This is a genomic window from Prevotella sp. oral taxon 299 str. F0039 (assembly GCF_000163055.2).
GTDB lineage: Bacteria > Bacteroidota > Bacteroidia > Bacteroidales > Bacteroidaceae > Prevotella.
This window is the reverse complement of record NC_022111.1, coordinates 752,589-777,817: the sequence shown is the minus strand read 5'-3', so window position 1 is coordinate 777,817 and position 25,229 is coordinate 752,589. Positions and strand designations below refer to the sequence as shown.

Here is a 25,229-nt window from a genome sequence, read left to right as displayed (position 1 = left end):
ATGGAAAACTATATTGAATTAAAAGGAGCTCGTGTTAATAATCTAAAGAACGTGAGTCTCAATATACCCAGAAACAAATTTATCGTTATATCGGGTGTTTCTGGGTCAGGAAAGTCATCACTTGCCTTTGATACTTTATATGCAGAAGGACAAAGAAGATATGTAGAATCATTGTCATCTTATGCAAGACAGTTCTTAGGAAGAATGAGTAAGCCTGATATTGACTATATAAAAGGACTCCCACCAGCTATTGCTATTGAGCAAAAAGTTAATTCAAGAAACTCAAGAAGTACTGTAGGTACATCAACAGAAATATATGAATACCTTCGACTTCTATATGCCCGAATAGGTAAAACCTTCTCTCCTGTAAGTGGAAAAGAAGTAAAGAAGCATACAATTGATGATATTTTAAATCAGATCTCATCGTTTTCTAATGGTACAAAGTTTACCATTATGGCTCCTTTTCAACATGATAAAGGAAAAGAATTAACAAGTCAATTGGGGCTATTACAGCAAGAAGGATATAATAGGATGTGGTGTAATAACGAGTTTTATCGCATCGATGACGTTCTAGAAGACACTAGCTTGCTAAGCAATATCCCTACTGATAAGATTGCACTTTTAATTGATAGACTCTCAAAAAGCGACGACCAGGAGTTTGTTTCTCGGGCAACAGATTCAATAGAAACAGCATTATATGAAGGGAACGGAACTTGTTTGGTTATGATGTTACCATCTAATATCATCTACCAATTCTCTACTGTGTTTGAAGAAGATGGTATAACATTCGAAGAACCCAATAATAATATGTTCTCATTCAATTCACCTTTGGGCGCATGTCCTAACTGTGAAGGTTTTGGAAATATTATAGGTATCGATGAAAAGTTGGTTATTCCCAAGACATCTTTAAGCGTTTACGATGGATGTGTGCAACCTTGGAGAGGAGAAAAGGTTGGAATTTGGAAAGATGAGTTTATTAGAAGGGCTCCAACAGATAACTTTCCTATATTCGAACCTTATTATGCTCTATCACAAGAACAAAAAGACCAGCTTTGGAATGGATTGCCTTCAGAGCAACACTTACCACTAAAAGAACGTATATGTATCAACGCTTTATTCCTAGTTCTTAAGGAAAGCGTATATAAAATGCAAAGTCGTTTCATGATAAGTCGATTCTCTGGCAAAACAACCTGTCCTGAATGCCATGGCACTCGCTTAAAGAAAGAGGCAAATTGGGTAAAGATTAACGGAATGAGTATCACAGACTTAGTGCAGATGCCCATTGCAAATCTCATCGAATGGTTCAACCATTTAGAGCTAACAGAACAAGAACAAACCATCGGAAAACGTCTTCTTATAGAAATAAAGAATAGACTTTCATTCTTAAGAGATGTGGGATTAGGTTATTTAACGCTCAATAGAGCATCTAATTCACTAAGTGGTGGAGAAAGTCAACGTATCAATCTCACCACATCTCTTGGCAGTTCACTTGTTGGTTCGCTATATATTCTAGACGAACCAAGTATCGGTTTGCACACAAGAGATACCGAACGACTCATTAAAGTGCTAAAAGAACTACAGTCATTAGGCAACACTGTGATTGTTGTTGAACACGATTCTGATATGATTAACGCTGCCGACCATCTTATTGACGTTGGTCCTAACGCAGGAAGACTAGGTGGTGAGATTGTATTTAATGATGATTTAAAGGTTATTCTTGATGGAAATACCGATGAACTAATAAAAAAATATCCTCATTCTCATACCCTTAAGTATCTAAAAGATATAGAAAAGATTTCTACTCCTGCAGCAAGAAGAGCATGGAATCAATCAATTCTACTTACAGGAGCACGAATGAATAACCTTAAAGGAATTGACATTGAAATTCCTTTAAATGCCTTTACTGTTGTAACAGGAGTGAGTGGTTCGGGTAAATCGTCGTTAATTAAAGGCACATTATACCCTGCTTTAAAGCGTCATTTAGATGAAACTGCAGATCTACCAGGAGAATATAACGAACTAAAAGGAGATTGGGAAAGCATTAAACATGTTGAGTTTGTAGACCAAAATCCTATCGGTAAGAGTTCAAGATCTAACCCTACAACTTACGTTAAGGCTTATGATGCCATTCGACAGCTCTTTGCAGAACAACCATTGGCTAAACAAATGGGATTCTCTCCACAATATTTCTCATTCAATGCAGATGGTGGAAGATGTGAAGAATGTAAGGGAGCAGGTGTTATTACTGTTGAAATGCAGTTTATGGCAGACCTTGTTTTAGAGTGTGATGCATGTCATGGACAACGCTTTAAACAAGATATTCTATCGGTAATGGTAGATGGAAAGAATATTAATGATATTCTAAACCTAACAGTTTCTGAAGCTATTGAATTCTTTACACAACACAAACAAAAATCAGTTGTTAACAAATTAAAGCCTTTAGAAGATGTTGGACTAGGATATATCAAGCTAGGTCAAAGCTCATCGACATTGTCTGGAGGTGAAAGTCAGCGTGTTAAATTGGCTTATTTCATTGGACTTGAGAAACAAGAACCTACGATGTTCATCTTTGATGAACCCACAACAGGACTTCATATCAATGATATTAAAAAACTTTTAGCTGCTTTTGACGCATTAATTGCACGTGGTCACAGTATTCTTGTAATTGAACACAACCTAGAAGTTGCAAAATGTGCAGACTATATTATCGATTTAGGACCTGAAGGAGGTGACAAAGGAGGTAAACTAGTATTCCAAGGAACTCCCGAAAACCTTGTAAAATCAAAAGAAAGTGTTACTGGAAAATACTTAAAAGATCTACTTTCTTAGAAATAACTCAAAGATAATAGATAATAAAATAAGCATTAAGCATGAGCAATATAAGAAACACGACTTAATAATAAAAGTAAGTTCTTATATTGCTCATTTTATATTATACTTCCTTTCTTTTATAATATAATTTTAGGTTATAAATATATCATAACCAAGTTAAATATAGCATACTACAAAAGCAATGTTTTTAGCTGATAAAAGTAATGATTTTAGCTAATAAAAGCAATGCTTTTACCCACCAATAGTAATGCTTTTGCAAGGCAATATTTTATATTTATAGAACAATATGTTGTGAGTTCAATAAGAAAAATCTACCTTTGTGGAACGCATTTTCTAAATGTTTAACCTAAAAAGAAAGGAAAAACAATGAGTTCTTTTAAGCAACTTTCAATTAATAGACGTAGCTGTCGAGATTTTAAAACAACCGAAATAGCTCCCGAACACATTGAAACACTTTTTCAAAGTGCATTCTTTGCGCCTTCTTCAAAGGGCAGACAAGGCTGGGACATCATTGCAGTTGACAACAAGGCTGATATAGAAAAGCTAGCTGAAGCAAAAGAACACTACATCAGTTTCATTGCCAACGCCCCTCTTGTAGTAGTTTTGTGCGGTGATAAAAGTGTGAATGACTGCTGGATTGAAGATGCTTCGATTGTTGGAGTGAGCATGCAATATCAGGCAGAAGAATTATCGCTGGGATCGTGTTGGATTCAAATCAGAGATCGATATCTTTCTGACAACACCTCGTGCGAAGAGATTGTGCGAGGCATTCTCGATATTCCTGCCAATCAACAGGTGCTTGCCCTCATTGCGTTTGGCTACCCCAACAAACCCAATACACCCCACAATGCCGACAAAATTAAGTGGGAAAAGGTGCATATTGGTAAGTGGTAATAAAACAACAACAATTAAAACAATGGATATAACAATTATTGGAGCTGGAAAACTGGCAACCAATTTAGGTGTAGAACTGAAAGAAAAAGGATTTCATATCAAAGAGGTTTTTAGTAGAACTGCACGTTCTGCTAATCGTCTTGCCGAACTCTTAAACTGCGCCAAAACCACTTCATTCAAACAAATCAATAAAGATTCCGACTTATACATCATCGCATTAAAAGACGATGCGTTTCTTGATGCACTTCCCAAAATATGTAACGAGCGCAAAGACGCTATCTTTTTACACACATCGGGTAGTCTATTAATGAGTAGCTTTGCACCCTATGCCAATAGATTTGGAGTGCTATATCCCATGCAAACGTTTAGCATTGATAAACTATTATCATTCAGTGATATACCTATATTTATTGATGCAAATGACGAAGACTCTCTTAATACAATTAAAAGCATAGCAACAAGTATTTCAAAGAAGGTGTATCACCTCAATGATACCGATCGAAAATACCTTCATATTGCTGCTATCTTTGCATGTAATTTTAGCAATTATTGCTATAGTGTGGCTCAAGAATTATTAGAAAATCGTTCTATCCCATTCGAAGTAATTTTACCTTTGATTGACGAAACGGCTAAAAAGGTACACAAAATGTCTGCCATTGAGGCGCAAACAGGTCCTGCAGCACGCAAAGACACAAAGATAATAGAAAGCCATATTCAGCTATTAGAAAGCAACAAGGCATTACAATCTCTCTACAAAGAGATGTCTGCTCAAATAATAAACAAGCTAGAACAACATAACGACAATGATTAATTACGACTTAAGCAAAATACGTGCAATATTCTTTGATGTAGATGGTGTTCTATCTACACAAACAATAACCCTCACAAGTAGTGGAGAACCGCTAAGAAGTGCTAACATTAAAGATGGATATGCCATTCAATTAGCTCAAAAACAAGGACTTATTATGGGCATTATAACTGGTGGAAAGACCAATGCGGTGAAGGTTAGATATGAAAATCTCGGTGTAAAAGAGGTTCATCTTGGCGCAAGTGTAAAAATAAAGATATACAATTCGCTTAAAGAAAAATATCAATTAAAAGACGAAGAGATTATTTATGTGGGCGACGACATACCCGATTATGAAGTAATGAGGGTGTGCGGTTGTGCATGTTGTCCTAAAGATGCGGCACCAGAAATAAAGGAAATTAGTTGCTATATCAGCGACTTTACAGGCGGAAATGGCTGCGGAAGAGATATTATAGAGCAGGTTTTAAAGGCTCAAGGAAAGTGGATGGCAAGTGATGTTGCATTCGGTTGGTAGTGAGCTGTCACCTTATTATATTATAAACAGAAATGAATAAAAAAGAATATCAACTGGTGTTGGCCAGTAATTCGCCTCGACGTAAAGAGTTATTGTCGGGATTAAACAAGTCAATTACAATCAGGATAAAAAGCGATATCGATGAGTCTTATCCCTCTACCCTATCTGCTTTAGATGTTCCAGAATATCTTTCTAAGAAAAAAGCTAGTAATTATAAGGTGGCAGACAATGAGATTTTAATTACAGCCGATACGCTTGTAATAGTCGATAACACTATTTTAGGCAAACCAAAGGACGAGAAAGAGGCATTTAAGATGTTACGTCTTCTAAGTAATAAAAACCATACTGTAGCTACAGGCGTGTGCTTAAAGACCTTAGAAAAAGACATTTCATTTACCGACATCACTGAAGTTTGTTTCAAAAAGCTATCAGATGAGGAGATAAACTATTATGTATCGCAATTCAAACCCTTTGACAAAGCAGGTTCGTATGGCATCCAAGAGTGGATTGGTTACATCGGAATTACAAGTATAAAAGGTAGCTACTTCAATGTAATGGGACTTCCCATTCATCGTGTTTACGAGAAAATAAAGGAATTAGAGTTAAATAACTAAATATGTAAGAGTGCCTCTCATCTATTTTAATTAAAGATAAAACCTCCATTTAAAAGGATTTTATATAAAAGTATGGTCTTTTTGCGCCTCAATAATTAAATTTCCAGTACTTTTCTCACATATTTTATAAAAAAATACACCATTTATCCTCATCTTTGAGGATAAATATTTATATTTGTGCGATAATAAAAAGAAATCGTTTAAATGAGTAATAATAATTTGTTTGAAAAGATATTTTATTTATATTATGACGGATTTAAGAACATGAAGCTTGGCAAAACATTATGGTTAATCATTGCAATAAAACTATTTATAATGTTTGCAATCTTAAAAGTATTCTTTTTTCCCAATCATATAAAACAGCAAGCCCCCAAAGGAAGCGAATCAGAATATGTCTCAAAAGAGCTAATTCAACGTTCAAAGTAAAATAATTAAAACTACAATACATTATGTTTAATCATCTTTTATTAGACATCTCGAGTAGTACTATCGACTGGTCGAGAGCACAATTTGCCCTTACAGCCATTTATCACTGGCTTTTTGTACCACTAACTCTAGGTCTTGCCGTTATAATGGGTATCGCAGAAACATGCTATTACCGAACAAAAACTCCATTTTGGAAGGATGTTGCAAAGTTCTGGCAAAAGCTTTTTGGTATTAATTTTGCGATGGGTGTTGCCACAGGTATCATTCTTGAATTCGAATTTGGTACTAACTGGAGTAACTATTCATGGTTAGTTGGTGACATCTTTGGTGCTCCTTTAGCTATTGAAGGTATTCTTGCATTCTTTATGGAGTCTACTTTTGTGGCAGTAATGTTCTTCGGTTGGAAGAAAGTTTCAGCTGGTTTTCACCTTGCTTCTACTTGGTTAACAGGCTTAGGAGCAACTATTTCTGCTTGGTGGATATTAGTTGCAAACTCTTGGATGCAGTATCCTGTAGGACATACATTCAACCCTGACACAATGAGAAATGAGCTTGCATCGTTCGATTCGTTCCTAGAAGTAGCGTTTAGTCCATTCGCTATTGATAAATTTCTACACACAGTAACATCCTCTTGGATTATAGGTGCGGTGTTTACTGTTGCTGTTAGCTGTTATTATTTAATTAAGAAACGAGAAGTAAAGCTTGCTACTGAGAGCCTAAAAATTGCTGCATTTGTAGGTCTTACCGCTTCTATTTTAGCAGGAATAACAGGACATCACTCTGCACATATGGTGGCAAAGACTCAACCAATGAAGCTTGCTGCAATGGAAGCGCTATACAATGGTGGTAAAGCACAACCGCTAACAACTTTTGGTTTGGTTAATCCTTTCTTACAACCAGAGTTTAAGGATTGTCCAAAACATCCATGTAAGATTGATATTCCTTTTGCTCTTTCATTCCTTGCAACAAACAATTTCGAAGGATATGTACCAGGAATCAACGACATTATCAATGGATATACCAACAATGAAGGCGTAAAAGAGCCATCACTTCAAGAGAAGATTGCTCGTGGTAAACAAGCTATTACTGCTCTTCCAGCTTATCGTGAGGCTAAAAAAGCTAACGACAAGGTAGGTATTGAAGCTAATCTTAAGATATTAAACGACAACATGAAGTACTTTGGTTACGGCTATATTAAGTCTGCAGACCAAGTTGTCCCTTACGTTCCAGTATGCTTCTGGTCGTTCAGACTAATGGTAGGACTAGGTTGTTTGTTTATTCTTTTCTTTGCAGTACTATTATTTATAGTGTATAAGAAGGACCTAACCAAACATCGTTGGTTGCTTATTGCAGGAATCATCACACTTCCTTTAGGTTATATTGCAACAGAATCAGGTTGGGTTGTTGCTGAAATGGGACGTCAACCTTGGACTATTCAAGATATACTTCCTACCTGGGTGGCTGTTTCTAACATTCAAGCTAGTTCAGTTATTGTTACTTTCTTCATCTTCTTAGTATTGTTTACAGCGATGCTTATCACTGAAATCAATATCCTTTGTAAGCAAATTAAGAAAGGACCTGAATACACAAATGTGAACGAATAGATTACAAAATAATTAAAACAAGATATTATGTCATACACATTATTACAACACTACTGGTGGTTCTTGGTTTCTTTATTAGGAGCATTACTCGTCTTTCTAATGTTTGTACAAGGCGCAAATTCTCTTATTTTCTCATTAGGACATACCCCAGAGGAACGTCGTTTAGTTGTAAACTCAACAGGACGCAAATGGGAAATTACCTTTACTACCCTCGTAACATTCGGTGGTGCATTCTTTGCTTCATTCCCGTTATTCTATAGTACCAGTTTTGGTGGAGCTTATTGGTTATGGATGATCATCTTATTCTCATTCGTATTACAAGCTGTGAGCTACGAATTCCAAAACAAACTAGGTAACATTTTCGGTACAAAAACATTTCAATGGTTCTTAGTTCTCAATGGAATAGTTGGTCCAGTTCTACTAGGTGGAGCTGTTGCAACATTCTTTAATGGTTCTAACTTTGTAGTGAACAAGATGAACATCACCAACAGTCTGCAACCTGTTATTAGCCAATGGGCTAATGGTTCACACGGACTTGATGCGCTATTAGACCCTTGGAATCTTGTACTTGGATTGGCAGTGATGTTCCTTTCACGTATTCTGGGTACATTCTATATCATCAATAACGTGAATGATGCAGCAATACAAGAACGTTCAAAGAAACAACTTCTAGTTAATACTGTTCCATTCTTGATCCTATTTCTTTCATTCTTAATCCGCACTCTTCTTAAAGATGGATTTGCAGAGAATGTAAATGACGGAAGTATTTATATGGAACCAATGAAGTATCTCAATAACTTCATCACAATGTGGTATTTGTTAGTTGTGCTACTTGTTGGTGTTTTGATGCTTCTTTACGCTCTTGGTAAAACTCTTTTCACTAAGAATTATACCAAAGGAATATGGTTTGCAGGTATAGGAGTAGTGTTAGTTGTATTATCACTACTACTCAGTGCAGGTTGGAATCACACTGCTTACTATCCATCAAACATTGATATTCAAAGCAGTTTAACCATCTCAAACAGCTGCAGTAGTTTGTTTACACTTCAAACAATGTCTGTAGTTTCAATCCTTGTTCCATTCGTTGTGGCTTATATTGCTTACGTTTGGTATGTAATGGACAAGAAAAAACTAGATAAAGAAGAATTGAAAGACGACGAAGTTTACTAATCATCGAATCTCAATAGAAAAGACTTATTACCGTCATACAAGCCATTTATACTTGTTTGGCGGTAATTTCTTTTATCTATATCTCTCAAATTAAACAATATAACAGTGTTTTTTGCGTTTAATGTTTATATGAAATTAAGAATTGCACTATATTTTATATGTTTCTTCTATGCAGTAGTAATGCACGGACAAACATTCACTCTTCAAGGAAAAGTTGTCGATGAGCAACAACAACCCATTGAACTCGTAACTGTATCTGTTGCAAAACAAGGTAAAATGACGATGACTTCACCCCGTGGAGAGTTCTCTTTAACCTTACATACTGCCGACTCTGTGCCTGTAAAATTCTCGATGGTAGGATATAAAACCAAAACAAGAATATTACAAAAGCCTAAAGGTAAGCTGAAACTTCAAATCGTATTATATTCAGATAACATGATTGAAGAGGTAACAGTGAAGGGTGCTCGCAAGCAAACAGGACAGATGCAGCATATCAAAACCGAAGATTTAAAGAACAATCCATCGGCTACTGGCAATGCAGTTGAAGAGTTGATACAAAGTCAAGCGGGCGTTTCTACCCACAACGAGCTATCTTCTCAATATAATGTTCGTGGTGGTTCATTCGATGAAAATAGTGTATATATCAACAATGTAGAGGTATTTCGTCCCTTTCTTGTACGCAGTGGACAACAAGAAGGTTTATCTATTATCAACCCAAATATGGTTGAAAAGATTGGATTTTCAACTGGAGGATTCGACGCTAAGTATGGAGATAAGATGTCTTCTGCATTAGATATCATTTATAAAACACCACAAAAGTCTGAAGCATCTGCATATATCAGTATGCTTGGAGCAGGCTTATACGCAGCAATAGCCAATCAAAAGATTTCATGGAGTAATAGTATTCGATACAAAACCAATAAATATTTATTGGGAACTCTCGAAACTAGAGGCGAATACATGCCTCGTTTCTTAGATTATCAGACCTACTTTAATTATAAACCTAACAAGAGATGGGAAGTCTCTTTCATTGGAAGTATATCGGATAATCAGTACACTTTCACTCCAGAAAACAGAGAAACAAAGTTTGGAACATTTAAGAATGTAAAGAATTTCAAGGTCTATTTCGACGGACAAGAAAATGATTTATTCCAAACATTCTTCGGATCTTTCAGTCTAAAGCGTAACCTAACGCAAAACACTTCGTTAGCTCTTATTGCCTCTGCGTTCTCTACTAAGGAGCAAGAGAAATATGACATACAAGGTCAATACTGGCTAACACAAACCGAAACAAGCGAAAATCTTGGTGTAGGAACCTATTTTCAGCACTCTAGAAACTATCTAAAAGCCAATATTAAAAATGTAAAATTACTTTTTAATCACAAAACTTCAAAGCACAACATAGAGAGTGCATTCACCATGAAATGGGAGAATATAAAAGAGATTTCGAATGAATATGAGATGCGAGACTCTAGCGGTTACAACATTCCTAATACGCCAGAAGCACTCAATATGATTTATTCTCTACGTGCAAAGAACGAGTTAAGCAGTCAAAGAATGGAAGGATATATTCAAGACACCTATCGCTTTACTAGCAAACATGAACACACTCTCTTTACACTTAACTACGGAATTAGAGTGAGCAACTGGAGTTTCAATAAAGAAACAATCATCAGTCCACGTGTATCTTTAGGCATTACACCCGCCTTTAACCATAATGTCACCATGCGTTTTGCCACTGGTTTATATTATCAAGCACCATTCTTTAAAGAATTAAGAGATACAACAATGTCGAATGGAGTAACTTATGCACAATTTAATAAGAAGGTTAAGAGTCAAAGGTCACTACAATTCATTGCAGGATTAGATTATAATTTCAAAGTAAAAGAACACCAATATAAATTCACAGCCGAAGCTTATTACAAAGCTTTAAGCAACCTTATTCCCTATAGTGTAAACAATGTAAAGGTTATTTATTATGGAGATCAGCTCTGCAAGGGCCATGCTGCAGGCTTAGACCTTAAGCTTTATGGTGAATTTGTGCCAGGAACCGACTCGTGGATAAGTCTTTCTTTGATGAATACTCAAATGAACTTAAATGGAAAGAAAATTCCATTACCCACCGATCAACGCTATGCTATAAACCTATTCTTTACGGATTACTTCCCAGGAACAGAGCGCTGGAAGATGTCTCTTAAGCTTGCATTTGCCGATGGCTTACCTTTTTCAACTCCGCATCAAGACTTAGAGACTAATACTTTCCGTGCTCCAGCATATAAACGAGTTGATATTGGTATGAGCTACAATCTTCTTAACAGCAAAAACCATCAGAAATTCATTAAGAATATGTGGTTAGGAGTAGATTGTTTGAATCTCTTTGGAATAAGTAATGTAAACTCTTATTATTGGATTACCGATGTAACCAACAATCAATATGCCGTACCTAACTATTTAACAGGTCGTCAAATCAATGCACGTTTATCAATAGATTTTTAATATGAAGAATCTTTTTGCCTTTCTACTCCTGCTGTGTTGCAATGCTTCATGGGCGCAACAAAATAGAATAATCCATTCTAATATCGCCTCATTGCAGGTTGTTGCAGGCAATAAATGGCTCGATCCACCTGTTATTTCGCTTAACGATAACACCCCTATCAACATCTCTTTCGACGAAAAAAGCCACAATTATCATCGGTATGTTTATACTGTTGAACATTGCGAAGACGATTGGTCGGTGTCGAAGCAACTATTTAAGAGCGACTATATCAGAGGCTTTTCAGACTATTTGAATATAGAAGACATTCAACCTTCTATCAATACCAACACAGAATACACCCATTATTCGTTCTCAATACCCAACGAATCGTGCCAATTGCTTATGAGTGGCAATTATAGGGTAACGGTTTACGATAATAACAACAATGATTCTAAAATTCTTGTTGCTCACTTTATGGTGGTAGATCCTAAGGTAAAAATAGGTATTGAGGCTACAACAAACACAGACTTAGACATCAACAATCGACATCAACAATTGAATATTGTACTTAATTATCCACCTAATGTGTCGCAAAATCCTAAAGAAGAGTTCAAAATAGTGGTGACTCAAAATAATCGTCTCGATAACATTAGAAAGGATTTTATGCCTCAAATCGTTACAACCGAATCGATGATATGGCAACATAACAAACAATTGATATTTGATGCGGGCAACGAATACCATAAATTTGAGACGCTTCACACTTCGCAACCCTCTATGGGTATAGAGCAAATGGTGTGGAATAACAATAGTTATAATGCCTTTTTATGGCCCACTACCTCACGTTTTGCTTATGTTTATGATGAAGATGCTAATGGAGCATTCTATATTCGCAATAGTGATAACATAGAAAACAACACTGCTTCTGATTATATCAATGTGCATTTCACCCTTGCTATTCCCAAACAAGTGGGCGAAATATATCTTAATGGTCAGTGGACTAACAATAGTTTTACTGAAAAATATCATTTAACCTATAACGAGGAAATAAAGGCATACACTGCTGTTGTGAACCTTAAACAGGGATATTACTCGTATCAATATCTTCTTAAAACGCCTAATGGCACTATCACCACCCTCCCAACAGAAGGTAATTTCTTTCAAACAGAAAACACATATCAAGCCTATGTTTATTTTAAAGGCAAGGGAGAACGCACCTATCAGCTGGTAGGCTTCAAACAAATCCAATTGAAATAAACACAAAAAGGCAGGAGATTAAGGGCGAACAATGTTTTGATATCGTTGCGTTCAAGTTTCCCAAAACACTTTTTCAGTTTTTAGAAGACCGCCTCAATCAACTAAATTTCAAACATAAACAAACACTTATACTACTCTTTTTATCTTTAAAAGAATAGCACCCCACAACTTTCTTACTATAAATAAATTGAATAAAAATGAATTCTCTCTTCAAATAACCAATTTAGAGAATTCTAATTATACATGTTTCTGCTCTCACAAAAGAGCCGATACCCGGGCTCGAACCGGGGACCTATTCATTACGAATGAATTGCTCTACCAACTGAGCCATATCGGCAATATGGTTTAATTCCTAAGTCCTTTGTTAGCAATGCAAAGGTATATATATTTTTTTATTTTTCAAAATAAACCTTTTATTAATTATTTTCACTATTTTATTTAGCCACGTCCTTACCCTAATGTCGTTATGATTGGGAGATTAAAGGATAGACGCTTTTACTAATAAGCTATTTATCTGAAAATAAGATGAAATAGCTTCGCAAGCTAACATACAAAAGCTATCAAACAAACTTAATGCTTTTATCGTTTAAACTCAATGCAATTACACCACAAAAGCAATGCTATTACAAACGAATGAATAAAGAACAAGAAATTGAAGAGACTGTATAAGAATCACTATTTCTCCGATATATGTTTACTTAAAGAATGAAAGAACTGGAATTATCATTGGAATTCCGAACCAATAGTTGGTAGTTAGTTCTTTTTTATTAACTTTGTAGACAATGGAGCTTAGGTGTGTTATCTACATCTAATTAAGAATTTATGGCACAACAAATTTCCATTTCCTTTTAAGAAGGACTACCATTAATACAATCACAAAGTATAACAACAATCTATTATGCAAAAAAAAATGTTTTTCTCGTTGCTGTTATCATCTTTAACAGCCATGCCTTTACAGGCAGACAACCTTCCCGTTGGAGGCTATCTATTTGGTCAAGACGTGGCACCAACAGGGCAAGAATGGCAAAATCCGGGAATGTTGGGGTATAATAAACTACCTGCCCGTTCGCTTTTCTCTTCATTCTCGTCGGTTAACGAGGCCAGAAAAGTATTGCCAGAATTTGCAAAAGACTACCTATCTCTTAACGGAGAATGGAGTTTTCACTTTGCAAAAAATCCCGATGAACGTCCAAAAGACTTCTTTAGAAAGGGCTATGACGATAGCAAATGGGATCGCTTACAGGTACCTGTAAGCTGGAATATGGCTGGAATTCAGAAAGATGGAACTTTAAAATATGGTGTACCCATCTATGTTAATCAATGGGTTATCTTTAAATATAACATCGAACCAGGCGACTGGAAAAAGGGTGTTATGCGTGAACCACCAAAGAACTACACCACATACGAATATCGTAATGAAGTGGGTTCGTTTAGAAGAAGTTTCGATATTCCTGCTAATTGGGATGGAAAGGAAGTGTATGTCAACTTCGATGGTATAGACTCTTTCTTCTATCTTTGGATTAATGGTCGCTATGTAGGCTTCTCTAAGAACTCACGTAACACCGCACATTTCGATATTACTCCATATATTAGCAAAGGAAAAAACGAAATTGCGCTGGAAGTATATCGCTCTTCTGATGGAAGTTTCCTCGAAGCACAAGACATGTTCCGTCTTCCTGGTATCTTCCGTAATGTTAGTGTCACTGCAAAACCCAAAGTACACATCGCAGATGTGAAGGCTATTCCTACTTATAAAGATGGAAATGGAACTGTTAGCATCAATACTACATTGCAAAATCTAACTAAGAAGAATGTAAAAGACCTAAGTGTACGCTGGAGCATCTATCGAAATAAGTTATATTCAGATGATAATGAGTTGGTTTCTATCTTTGGAACTTCAAAGGAAAAGACTGCATGTAGTAGTAATAAACTAGCTTATCTTCAGCAAACTATCACCTTAAACAATGCTACTCCTTGGACTGCTGAGGAGCCAAATGTATACGTTCTTGTTGGAGAATTAATGCAAGGTAAAAAGGTTATTGAAACTATTAGTTTCCAAACTGGTTTCCGCAGTGTTGAAATAAAGGAAACTCCTGCTCACGAAGACGAATTCGGTTTGGCTGGAAGATACTATTATATCAATGGAAAGGCGTTAAAACTAAAGGGTGTTAACCGACATGATACGAACCCATTAACAGGTAAAGTTATTTCAAGAGAGCAGATGGAGCGTGAAATTATGCTAATGAAGCGTGCTAATATCAATCATATCCGTACCTCTCACTACCCCAATGACCCTTATTTCTACTACCTTTGCAATAAGTATGGTATCTATTTAGAGAGCGAAGCAAACATTGAAAGCCACGAATATTTCTATGGCAAAGCATCGCTTTCGCATGTTCCTGAGTTCCAAGAAGCACACGTTGATCGTGTAATGACTATGGCGCATCAACTTGTGAACAACCCTTCTATCGTTATTTGGAGTCTAGGAAACGAGGCGGGACCTGGTCATAACTTTGTAGTTGCATACGATTCACTAAAGGCTTTTGATACTTCTAGACCGGTACAATACGAACGTAACAATGATATTGTGGACATGGGATCTAATCAATACCCAAGTATTGCATGGACTCGTGATGCTGTTAAAGGTAAAATGGGTATCAAATATCCTTTCCATATATCGGAATACGCACACTCTATGGGTAATGCAGTAGGCAATCTTGTTGATTATTGGGACGCAATGGAGTCTACAAACTTCTTCATGGGCGGTGCAATATGGGACTGGATCGACCAAAGTATGTACCATTATACTAAAGATGGCAAGCGTTATGCAGCTTATGGCGGTGACTTTGGCGACACTCCTAACGACGGACAGTTTGTTATGAATGGTATTATCTTTGGTGATGAAGCTCCAAAACCTCAATACTTTGAAGTGAAAAAGGTGTACCAATATATCGGAACAAAATGGAAAGACGCTAAAACAGCTACATTAGATGTATTTAATAAAAACTATTATTCTGATGATTTAAGTAGCTATAAGATGGCTTATACACTGACAGCCGATGGTATTCCTGTTAAAGAAGGAAGCTTAGAGCTTGGTAGTGTGCCTGCAAGAACACACAAATACATCACAATCAACGGACTCAATGAAGGACTTCAGCCTAATAAAGAATATCTACTCCACATCACTTATCGTCTAAAACACGATATGCCATGGGCAAAAGCTGGATATATTCAGGCTGAAGAGCAATTACCTGTGCAGCTAGCAGAAGCTCGTCCTGCATTAGAAGTCAAAGGAAAAGTGAACGTAACAGCACCAAAGAACAACAAAATTGTTCTTTCTGGTGATCAATTTAGTACTACTTTCGACCTTACTAAGGGTACTATTTATAACCTACAATATGATGGTAAGACTATCATTGAAGATGGTTGTGGACCTGAACTTAATGCTTTCCGTGCATGGACCAACAATGATAACTGGGCTTATGAGGCTTGGTATGCAAATGGTTTGAACAACTTGCAACACAAATGCACCAATTATACAACACATGCAAATAGCAATGGCTCGGTATCAATTGTGTTTAGCATAGAATCGCAGGCTCCATACGGCTATCGTTTAGAAGGTGGAAACGCCAATTGGAAGAAACTTATTGAATTTAAGGACAAGCCTTTTGGAAAGGACGACTTCCGTTTTAACACCCAAGTAGTTTACACTATCTACCCAGATGGTAGCATAGAGAGCGAAAGTTCAATCACAAGTAACAAGCCAAGTTTAGTACTTGCAAAGCTAGGTTACACTATTCGTATTCCAAAATCACTCAACACACTAAATTATTACGGTCGTGGTATGGTGGATAACTATCCTGATCGCAAGACAGGACAAATGATTGGACTATATGAACAGCAAGATGTTAACAACGAATTTGTAGCATTCCCTAAGCCACAAGACACAGGTAACCACCAAGATACTCGTTGGTTGTCTCTCACAGGCTTTGACAATAGCAAGAATTCGCATGCAGGAGCAATCTTTATTGCAAAAGACAAGATGAGCTTCTCTGCTCTGCCTTGGTCGGATAATGCCATTGCAATGGCTAACCACCCACACGAATTGCCACAAAGTGATTATACTTATTTACACTTAGACATGGCTATCACAGGACTAGGAGGTAATAGTTGCGGACAAGGTGGTCCTTTATTACACGACCGTGTAACGGCAACTCCACACACATTTGGATACATCATTCGCCCTATAAGCTCTAAAGATAGCAAGGAACTTTTAAACAAGTCGGATATAAGTTTTAACAGTGTAACACCACTTACCATTGCAAGGGACGAGCAAGGTAATGTAACCATCAATGCAAATGGTGTGAAGGGTGATATCTTCTACACAATCAACGACAGCAAAAAGCCTGTTAAATACACTGGAGCTATCAATCTACGTAATGGCGGAACCATCACAGCATGGACCAAAGGGAATGAATGGCTCAAAGCACGCCAATCGTTCTCACGCATCGAAAGTATACCATTATCGGTCGTATTTGCATCAAGTCAAGAGAGTGGCGAGGGCAATTCTGTTCATTTAACTGACGGAAATCCAGACACATATTGGCACACCATGTACTCTGTTACAGTGGCAAACCCTCCTCATTGGGTTGACTTCGATTGCGGAAGTGTGAAGAACATCAAAGGATTTACTTATCTTCCACGCCAAAACAGCAACAATGGTAATATTAAGAAATACACCATTCAAATTAGCAATGATGGCAAAACATGGAGTAAACCTGTTGTTGAAGGTGAGTTTGAGAACAACAGAAAGGAAAAATCTATCTTGCTTACTACTCCTATAAAGGCTCGTTTCATTCGCTTTACTGCCCTAAGTGAACAAAACGGACAAGACTTTGCTTCGGGTGCAGAGTTCAAAGTACTAGAAAAATAGAAATTCAAATTAAACAAAGAAAAGGCTGTGTAAAGATAGCAAGCATTTGAACTTCTATTTTCTCACAGCCTCTTCTTTTTATGTATCTAGAGTGCACTATATAGTAATGAACACCAAGGTAAAAGTTCTGCCAAACTCTTCAAAATAAAACACCCAGATTATGCATTATAACCTGAGTGCTTATTTTAATATTTCAATCTTCTTGAGTTTATTCTTTTACGTTTGGTTCTTCCAAACCATAGCCTTTCTTCTTATCAACTATCTTGAGATAGAAACCAAGGAATAGAGCAATTAAACCTAAAACAGCTAACATCAACAGTGGATTGGTGTAGTTATAAGCTGTTGTTGCCTGACTTGGTGTGATGATATTTTCTGCTAATTGACGTTCTACTTCAGGATTTGAGCTCTTCAACACCTTACCTATCAATAGTGGGAATAGCCATAGTCCGATGTTTTGAATCCAGAAAATAAGTGCATAAGCTGAACCAATAATCTTACTATCTACCAACTTTGGAACTGAAGGCCAAAGTGATGCAGGAACAAGTGAGAAACTTGCACCCAAAATAAGAATGGTTATGAATGCCAAAGAGATTCCTCCGATGTTATTACCCTTAAACTGTGGCAACACAAAAGCAAAGGTTAAGTGGCAAAGAATCAAAAGAACACTTCCTAAAACAAGCATTGAAGCTGCCTTACCTTTATAATCGACATATCGTCCAAGGATTGGAGTAATACCCACAGCAAGTAGAGGAAACACTGCAAAAATGGCTTCTGCAGATTGACGATGGTATGCGATATAGCAATAAACCAATAGGAACAACACCGAAACACCTAATAGAGTGTATTTCCATATCTTGTTTTTACAAAAGTTACTGATAAATGAAGATGCTGCAATAGCAATCATTACAAAATATTGAAGCACTGTAATTGTGTTTGAAGCCCATGGATCGTTAGGAGAAAGTTCCTTGAAAGTAATGGTGCTTTGCAACATGTTTACAGCATACTTTTGGAAAGGGAAAATTGCAGAGTAATACAAAACGCAAAGTAAAGCCACTACCCAGAACCCCTGGCTCTTTAGAATTAAGCCTATATCTGATAGGCGGAATGGATCGTCTTTTTCTTCTGCTTCACCTGTTTGAGCATCTAATCGTTTGTCCATAAAGAAATATACAACAAACATAATACATGCAATCATCAAAAGAATAAGACCGAATGCAGCTGAACGAGATACATCTATCTTACCAAACATCTTTGCAAATACAGGCGAGAAAATCATACATGTAGCCACACCAAGACGTGCTAATGCCATTTCAGAACCCATTGCAAGAGCAACTTCTTTGCCCTTAAACCATTTAACAACACCTCTTGACACTGTGATTCCAGCCATTTCAGCTCCACAACCAAATATCATAAAGCCGATTGAAGCTACTTTTGCAGATGCAGGCATACCTTCATAGAAAGGAGAAACACCTAATTCATCGAAAACAGGAATGTAATTTAAATGTGTATTAAACCACTCTTCAAGAGTAGAACCCATAAACATTTCGGTAATTGCATACCAATTGAAACATGCTCCTAACAACATCACTGCCCCAGAGAGTAACGCTGTGAAACGAACTCCCATCTTATCGAGAATAATTCCCGCAATGATGAGGAAGAAGATAAATACATTTAAGAAGGTTTCAGAACCCGCATAAGTACCAAAGGCTGTAGAGTCCCATCCTCGTGTAGATTCCATTAAGTCTTTGATTGGCGACAATATATCCATAAAGATATAAGCAAAGAACATTGCCACCGCCAACAATAAGAGTGCCGACCAGCGCATTACTGCTGAGTCGCGCATTGTAGTTGTGTTGTTAATGTTTGACATAATAATATTATTATATTTAGATTTATAAATTAGGTTTCAGTAAAATCTTACTTCTTTAACCACTTATCTAACCAATTAAAGAATGTTCTTTGCCATAAGATACCATTTTGTGGTTTTAGAACCCAATGGTTTTCGTCTGGGAAAAGGAGTAATTGTGCAGGGATACCTTTAAGTCTTGCAGCATTAAATGCACCGAATCCTTGATTTGCATTGATGCGATAATCTTTCTCTCCGTGGATACATAAGATTGGAGTATCCCACTTATCGATAAAACGATGTGGTGAATTTTCGTATGTACGACGTGCATTTTCTGTTTGGTCTTTATTCCAATAAGCATCTTCATATTCCCAATTTGAGAACCATGCTTCTTCTGTATCGGTGTACATTGATTCGAGGTTGAATGCTCCATCGTGTGCTATAAAAGCCTTGAAGCGTTTGTTGTGATGACCTGCAAGGTAGTAAACACTAAATCCACCAAATGATGCTCCTACACAGCCTAAGCGATCTTTATCAACATAAGGAAGATTATTAGCAGCATCATCAATAGCACTTAGATAGTCGTTCATACATTGTCCAGTCCAATCTCCACTTACTTTCCCATTCCATTCAGAACCATAACCTGGCAAACCACGTCTGTTTGGTGCAATAATCACATAACCATTAGCTGCCATTATTTGGAAATTCCAACGATAACTCCAGAACTGGCTCACAGGACTTTGTGGTCCTCCTTCACAGAAAAGAATTGTTGGATATTTTTTATTAGGATCGAAATGAGGAGGAAGAATTACCCATACTTGCATTTTCTTTCCATCAGTTGTTGTCACCCAACGATCTTCTATCTTACCTAAAGCTAACTGTGAAAAGATGTGTTTATTCTCATCTGTTATTTGAGTAGTAGCAACATATCCATTCTTCTTATCTTTTAAGTTAAGAACAAACAAGTCATCAGGATGCGACATTGAGTGGAATTTAGCCAATAACTTATCTTGATTGCCTAAAAGTTGAATGCCACCACAATCGTGTACACCATCGGTTAGTTTCTTAACCTCTCCTTTTAAATTGGTTTGGTATACTTGAACTGTTGCATGCCAGCAACCAATGAAATATAATGTCTTATTATCTTTTGCCCAACAGAATTCATCTACGTTTGAATCGAACTTCTCTGTAACATAGCTTTTATTACCTGTTACAAGCTCATAAACACACAAACGATTTCTATCACTTTCGTAACCATTGTTCTTCATGCTTTGCCATGCAATGTACTTTCCATCAAAAGAGAATTTAGGATTGATGTCGTAACCCACATTATAGTCTGCATTTTGATGATTAACAGCTTGCGTCTTCATTGTTTTAGAAGCGTCAATAACAGGTTCTTTATAATCTGCAGGCTTGCAAAGATTGCGAGTTTGCTTTGTAGAAATTGTGTAAAGGAAGATATCTGAATCTGTAGATATAGCGTAGTTCACGCCTTCTTTCTTTCTACAAGTATAGGCAATTGTTTTAGAATCGGGACTCCATGCAAGCTGTTCTACTCCACCAAATGGAGCCATAGGACATTCATAAGGTTCTCCTTCTAATATATCTTTTCCTTCATTAATAGTATTTCCTGTTACATTTGCTAAGAAAGGATGAAGATTTTCTTGTACATAATGATCCCAATGGCGATAATTCATGTCATTGATAACCATACCTGTAGTCAATGGAAGGTCTGCAGGTTTAGCTTCAATTGTCCCATGATAAGGAATAGACTTTATTAGAATTACTTGCTTTTCACTTGGCGAGAAAAGGAAACCCTCGATGTCTTTAGAATCATTTGTAAGTTTCACACGATTAGTTCCGTCTACATTCATCTTCCAAAGTTGGCCTTCTGACAAGAATGCAATAGCTTTTCCGTTTTCTATCCATGTAGGATCTGTGTCTTTCTTACCTGCAGGTGTAAGTAGCTTTTTATTGCTTCCATCAGCATTTATAAGGTAAAGTACTTGTGTACTCTTATTCTCTTTTACATTATAATATGAAACTTGGTACACAACTTTGCTTCCATCTGGAGACGCAACACATGTTCCAATACGTCCCATAGCCCATAAAGCTTCAGGGGTCATCAAGTCACTTTGTAGTGTAATGTTATTCATTGGACTACTTACAGCATTTGCTTTTGAGGCAAAACTGCTGCCCCCTAATAGGACAGCAGCAGCCATTATTATTGATTTATACATGATAATACGATAATAATTATTTATTTTTCTTTTGTTGGAACTCATTTCTTTTACGCAACATCTCTTGTTGTTCTTGTTGCATAGCTTGTAGACGAGCAGCCAATCCGCTTAGTTTTTTGGGATTATCTTTGTTCTCTTTGTACTTCTTATCTAAGATTGAAAGAAGCTTTTCGTCATCAGTTGTCTTTCTTAAGATCCACATTATCAATGCACTAAAGAACAATGACATGAAGTAATAGAAGTTAAGACCTGCAGAATAATCATTAAACATGAAGAAGAACATTAGTGGCATGACGAACATCATATATTGCATCATCTTCATTTGATCTGCTTGTTGACCAATCATTTGGTCTTTTTGTTGCTTCATTGTCATCCAAGAGTAAAGTAAGTTCGCAGCACAGAACAAGATACATGTTAATGATAAGTGATCACCTATGAGCCAATAGTTATTGTGCCACTCAAGAATTGGGTCGTAAGTACTTAGATCTGAGATCCATAAAAAGCTCTCTCCACGTAACTGAATAGCATTGGGAACGAAGTTAAACATCGCAATCCAAATAGGCATTTGTATTAACATTGGTAAGCAACCAGATAAAGGACTCACGCCATATTTTGCATATTCAGACATCATTGCCTGTTGTTTCTGCATTTGATTGTCTGCTCCATTAAGGTGCTTTGTAGCTTCTTCGAGCCGTGGTTTAAGCACTCTCATCTTTGCAGAGCTCATATAACTCTTTTTTACCAAAGGATAAGTAAGGAACTTTAGTAATAAGGTTATTAGAATAAGAACGATTCCCATATTCATGTTCATTGATGTTAAGAAATCAAAGACATAAATAGTAAACCAACGATTGATGATTCTAAACAATGGCCAACCTAAGTAAACCAATCGCTGCATCTGAAGATCTTTTCCAATAAAGCTAACATTATCTTCTATATTCTGCAATAAACGGAAATCATTAGGACCATAATAGAACTCAAATTCTGTAGGCTTTTTACCTGTCGGATCAAAGAAAGTCTTAAGCTTTGCTTCATAATCTTTAAGATAACCAGACCCTTTTTCTTGTGGAACAGATGTTAAAAGAGTATTTGATTGGAAATCATCTTTAGCAATCATCACAGCTGAAAAGAACTGATTCTTAAAGGCAACCCAATCTAATTTATCTTCAATTTTCTCATCAACTTTCTCAGATGACTCGCTTAAATAGTCGGTACCGCCATCTGCTTTATGATAAGTTAAAGTTGAATATCTATTTTCAAAGGTGAAACCTTTCTCTTGTTGGCGACATTTATCTTGCCATACTATGTCCATACTATTGGTATTCGGTGCAAAAATTGCATTCATACCTTGTGCTTGAATACTTGTATGCAAAAGATAATTGTGCTTTAATTGATAATTAATAACCAGCTTCTTAGTTCCTTGTAGTTGTGCTGTAAATGTTACAGTACTATCTGTTACATTTGAAGGTTGGAAGTAAAGCTCCTTAGTATCAATATTTTCTTCCTTTGTAGATAGTATATATCTTAAGTTTTGATCGTTACTATTAAATAATGTAACATTAGGATTTCCATTTCTATCTTTAAATCCTTTAATCAAAACTTCACGTACAACAGCTCCCTTTGAGTTAAGAGTTAAAGTTAACTTCTCGCTTTTTAAGGTTACATCTTGCGCTGTTCCTTTTAAAGCATTAAACAAAACTGAAGTTGTATCCGCATTAGTTAACGAACTATCTGTAGCGGTATTTGCTAATAAAGTTTTACTTGAAAGATTCTTTTCCTGTGCTTTCTTAACGTTAGCTATAGAATCTTGTCGTGCAATCTCTGCTCGTTCTTCTGACGAAGGCTGATTCCAAACACTGAAACCAATAAGAACAGCAGCAATAAGGCTAAAGCCTATAATATTATTTTTATCCATTATTTCTTGTTATTCTCAATTGATGCCTTTATAAAGTCTACGAATAAAGGATGAGGATTTAATACTGTACTTCGATATTCTGGGTGGAATTGTGTTCCAATATACCACTTTAAGCCAGGTATTTCAACGATTTCAACCAAGTCACTTTCAGGGTTTCTACCGCTACAAATCATACCATGACGTTCGTATTCTTTTAGGTATTCATTATTAAACTCGTAGCGATGACGATGGCGTTCTTGAATATTTTCTTTTTTATAAATATCTAAGACACGTGAACCTTGAGCAAGAACACACTCGTAAGCACCAAGTCTCATGGTACCTCCCATACTGGTAATGTTCTTTTGTTCTTCCATTATATCAATTACATTGTGCTCTGTCTTTTCGTCTATCTCACGACTATTCGCATCTGAATACCCTAAAACATTACGAGCAAACTCTATTACCATCATTTGCATACCTAAGCAAATACCAAATGTAGGAATATCATTTACACGAGCATAATGTGCAGCTATAATCTTTCCTTCAATACCTCTTTGACCGAAACCTGGACAAATCATAATACCATCTTGTCCCTTTAAGCGTTCACCAACATTCTCATTGGTTAGCTCTTCTGAATTTATGAAAGATATAATTACCTTTCTATCATTATAAACTCCTGCTTGTAAAAGACTTTCACGAATACTCTTATAAGCATCTTGCAAGTCATATTTACCAACAAGACCAATATGTACTTCTTCAACCGATTTGTTTCTACGTTCCAAGAACTTACGCCATGGACCTAAAGAAGGTGTCTCTCCAATTGGAAGTTGCATCTTCTTTAATACGGCAATATCAAGGCCTTGCGCTTGCATTTCAACAGGAACCTCATAAATACTTGGTAAGTCTTCACTTTGAATCACACAATCAAAATCAACATTACAGAATCCTGCCACCTTTTTAAGAACTCCATCATTAAGGTGTTGCTCTGTTCTTAGAATCAAAATATCTGGCTGTATTCCAATGCTTTGAAGTTCCTTTACACTGTGTTGAGTTGGTTTTGTTTTCAACTCTTGAGCAGCTTTAAGATAAGGTACATAGGTAAGATGAACGCAAACGGCATCTTTTCCTAGTTCCCACTTCAATTGTCGAATGGCTTCAAGGAAAGGAGTTGACTCAATATCACCTACAGTTCCACCTATTTCAGTAATGACAAAGTCGTAATTATACTTCTTTCCAATAACCTTAACATTGCGTTTTATTTCATCGGTAATATGTGGTACCACTTGGATAGTCTTACCCAAATAATCTCCACGACGTTCTTTGTCAATCACCGACTTATATATTCGTCCCGTTGTTAGTGAGTTCTCTTTGGTTGTTTTAATACCAGTAAAGCGCTCATAGTGACCTAAATCCAAATCGGTTTCCATTCCATCCTCTGTCACATAACATTCTCCATGCTCATAAGGATTAAGAGTTCCTGGATCAATATTAATATATGGATCAAATTTTTGGATTGTAATATTATAACCTCTAGCTTGCAAAAGTTTACCTATTGACGAAGAGATTATTCCTTTTCCCAATGATGATACGACACCACCAGTTACAAAAATGTACTTAGTTTCAGCCACGTTTTTATCTTTAATTTAATGAATAATTATAATAAATACGGAGTGCAAAGTTAGCATAAAAATGCGAATTGTACAAACAAGTTTATATTTTTA

Annotated in this window: 15 protein-coding genes and 1 tRNA gene; 11 read left to right on the top strand and 5 right to left on the bottom strand. The window is 36.4% G+C overall.

Features of this window, described 5'->3' with window-relative positions:
- From uvrA to HMPREF0669_RS06140, 10 genes are all read left to right on the top strand, one after another.
- Window positions 1–2,829 carry an excinuclease ABC subunit UvrA gene (gene uvrA / locus HMPREF0669_RS06185; RefSeq protein WP_009227661.1) on the top strand — a complete coding sequence of 943 codons (2,829 nt, stop codon included), beginning with the start codon at window positions 1–3 and terminating at the stop codon, window positions 2,827–2,829.
- A 369-nt stretch (window positions 2,830–3,198) separates the two neighbouring features.
- Window positions 3,199–3,726, top strand: a complete 528-nt coding sequence (locus tag HMPREF0669_RS06180) for a nitroreductase family protein (protein WP_009227660.1) — start codon at window positions 3,199–3,201, stop codon at window positions 3,724–3,726.
- A gap of 22 nt (window positions 3,727–3,748) precedes the next feature.
- Entirely contained in the window at window positions 3,749–4,537 is a 789-nt protein-coding gene (locus tag HMPREF0669_RS06175) for a Rossmann-like and DUF2520 domain-containing protein (RefSeq protein WP_009227659.1), read from the top strand.
- Window positions 4,530–5,048 carry an HAD family hydrolase gene (locus HMPREF0669_RS06170; RefSeq protein WP_009227658.1) on the top strand — a complete coding sequence of 173 codons (519 nt, stop codon included), beginning with the start codon at window positions 4,530–4,532 and terminating at the stop codon, window positions 5,046–5,048. Before HMPREF0669_RS06175 ends, HMPREF0669_RS06170 begins: the two co-directional genes overlap by 8 nt.
- 32 nt (window positions 5,049–5,080) lie before the next feature.
- Entirely contained in the window at window positions 5,081–5,662 is a 582-nt protein-coding gene (locus HMPREF0669_RS06165; protein ID WP_009227657.1) for a Maf family nucleotide pyrophosphatase, read from the top strand.
- Window positions 5,663–5,866: 204 nt separating this feature from the next.
- Window positions 5,867–6,088: a DUF4492 domain-containing protein gene (locus HMPREF0669_RS06160; protein ID WP_009227656.1), complete on the top strand. Its 222-nt coding sequence runs from the start codon at window positions 5,867–5,869 to the stop codon at window positions 6,086–6,088.
- A 23-nt stretch (window positions 6,089–6,111) separates the two neighbouring features.
- Window positions 6,112–7,692 (top strand): cytochrome ubiquinol oxidase subunit I, encoded by a 1,581-nt coding sequence (locus HMPREF0669_RS06155; protein WP_009227655.1) that lies wholly within the window; start codon window positions 6,112–6,114, stop codon window positions 7,690–7,692.
- Between the two features lie 27 nt (window positions 7,693–7,719).
- Window positions 7,720–8,862, top strand: a complete 1,143-nt coding sequence (locus tag HMPREF0669_RS06150; RefSeq protein ID WP_009227654.1) for a cytochrome d ubiquinol oxidase subunit II — start codon at window positions 7,720–7,722, stop codon at window positions 8,860–8,862.
- Window positions 8,863–8,991: 129 nt separating this feature from the next.
- Complete coding sequence (locus HMPREF0669_RS06145) at window positions 8,992–11,358, top strand: carboxypeptidase-like regulatory domain-containing protein (RefSeq protein ID WP_009227653.1); 2,367 nt, start codon at window positions 8,992–8,994, stop codon at window positions 11,356–11,358.
- Between the two features lies 1 nt (window position 11,359).
- Complete coding sequence (locus tag HMPREF0669_RS06140; protein ID WP_009227652.1) at window positions 11,360–12,595, top strand: DUF5103 domain-containing protein; 1,236 nt, start codon at window positions 11,360–11,362, stop codon at window positions 12,593–12,595.
- 264 nt (window positions 12,596–12,859) lie between these two features.
- On the opposite strand, the gene HMPREF0669_RS06135 is transcribed toward HMPREF0669_RS06140, so the two are convergent.
- Window positions 12,860–12,932, bottom strand: a tRNA-Thr gene (locus HMPREF0669_RS06135).
- Between the two features lie 561 nt (window positions 12,933–13,493).
- On the opposite strand from HMPREF0669_RS06135, the gene HMPREF0669_RS06130 reads away from it, so the two are divergent.
- On the top strand, window positions 13,494–17,528 hold the full coding sequence (locus HMPREF0669_RS06130) for a glycoside hydrolase family 2 TIM barrel-domain containing protein (RefSeq protein ID WP_009227651.1): 4,035 nt from the start codon (window positions 13,494–13,496) through the stop codon (window positions 17,526–17,528).
- 208 nt (window positions 17,529–17,736) lie between these two features.
- Here the strand turns inward: HMPREF0669_RS06130 and HMPREF0669_RS06125 are convergent, their stop codons facing one another.
- Genes HMPREF0669_RS06125 through HMPREF0669_RS06110 form a run of 4 tightly spaced genes read right to left on the bottom strand, consistent with a single transcriptional unit; the run spans window position 17,737 to window position 25,136 of the window.
- Window positions 17,737–19,398, bottom strand: coding sequence for an MFS transporter (locus HMPREF0669_RS06125; protein WP_020967243.1), 1,662 nt, complete (start codon window positions 19,396–19,398; stop codon window positions 17,737–17,739).
- A gap of 47 nt (window positions 19,399–19,445) precedes the next feature.
- Window positions 19,446–21,614, bottom strand: a complete 2,169-nt coding sequence (locus HMPREF0669_RS06120) for a S9 family peptidase (protein WP_044045729.1) — start codon at window positions 21,612–21,614, stop codon at window positions 19,446–19,448.
- 16 nt (window positions 21,615–21,630) lie between these two features.
- Window positions 21,631–23,529 (bottom strand): membrane protein insertase YidC, encoded by a 1,899-nt coding sequence (gene yidC / locus HMPREF0669_RS06115; RefSeq protein ID WP_009227648.1) that lies wholly within the window; start codon window positions 23,527–23,529, stop codon window positions 21,631–21,633.
- A complete protein-coding gene (locus HMPREF0669_RS06110) occupies window positions 23,529–25,136 on the bottom strand; it encodes a CTP synthase (RefSeq protein WP_009227647.1) in 1,608 nt (535 codons plus the stop codon). Before HMPREF0669_RS06110 ends, yidC begins: the two co-directional genes overlap by 1 nt.
- Between the last annotated feature and the right edge of the window lie 93 nt (window positions 25,137–25,229).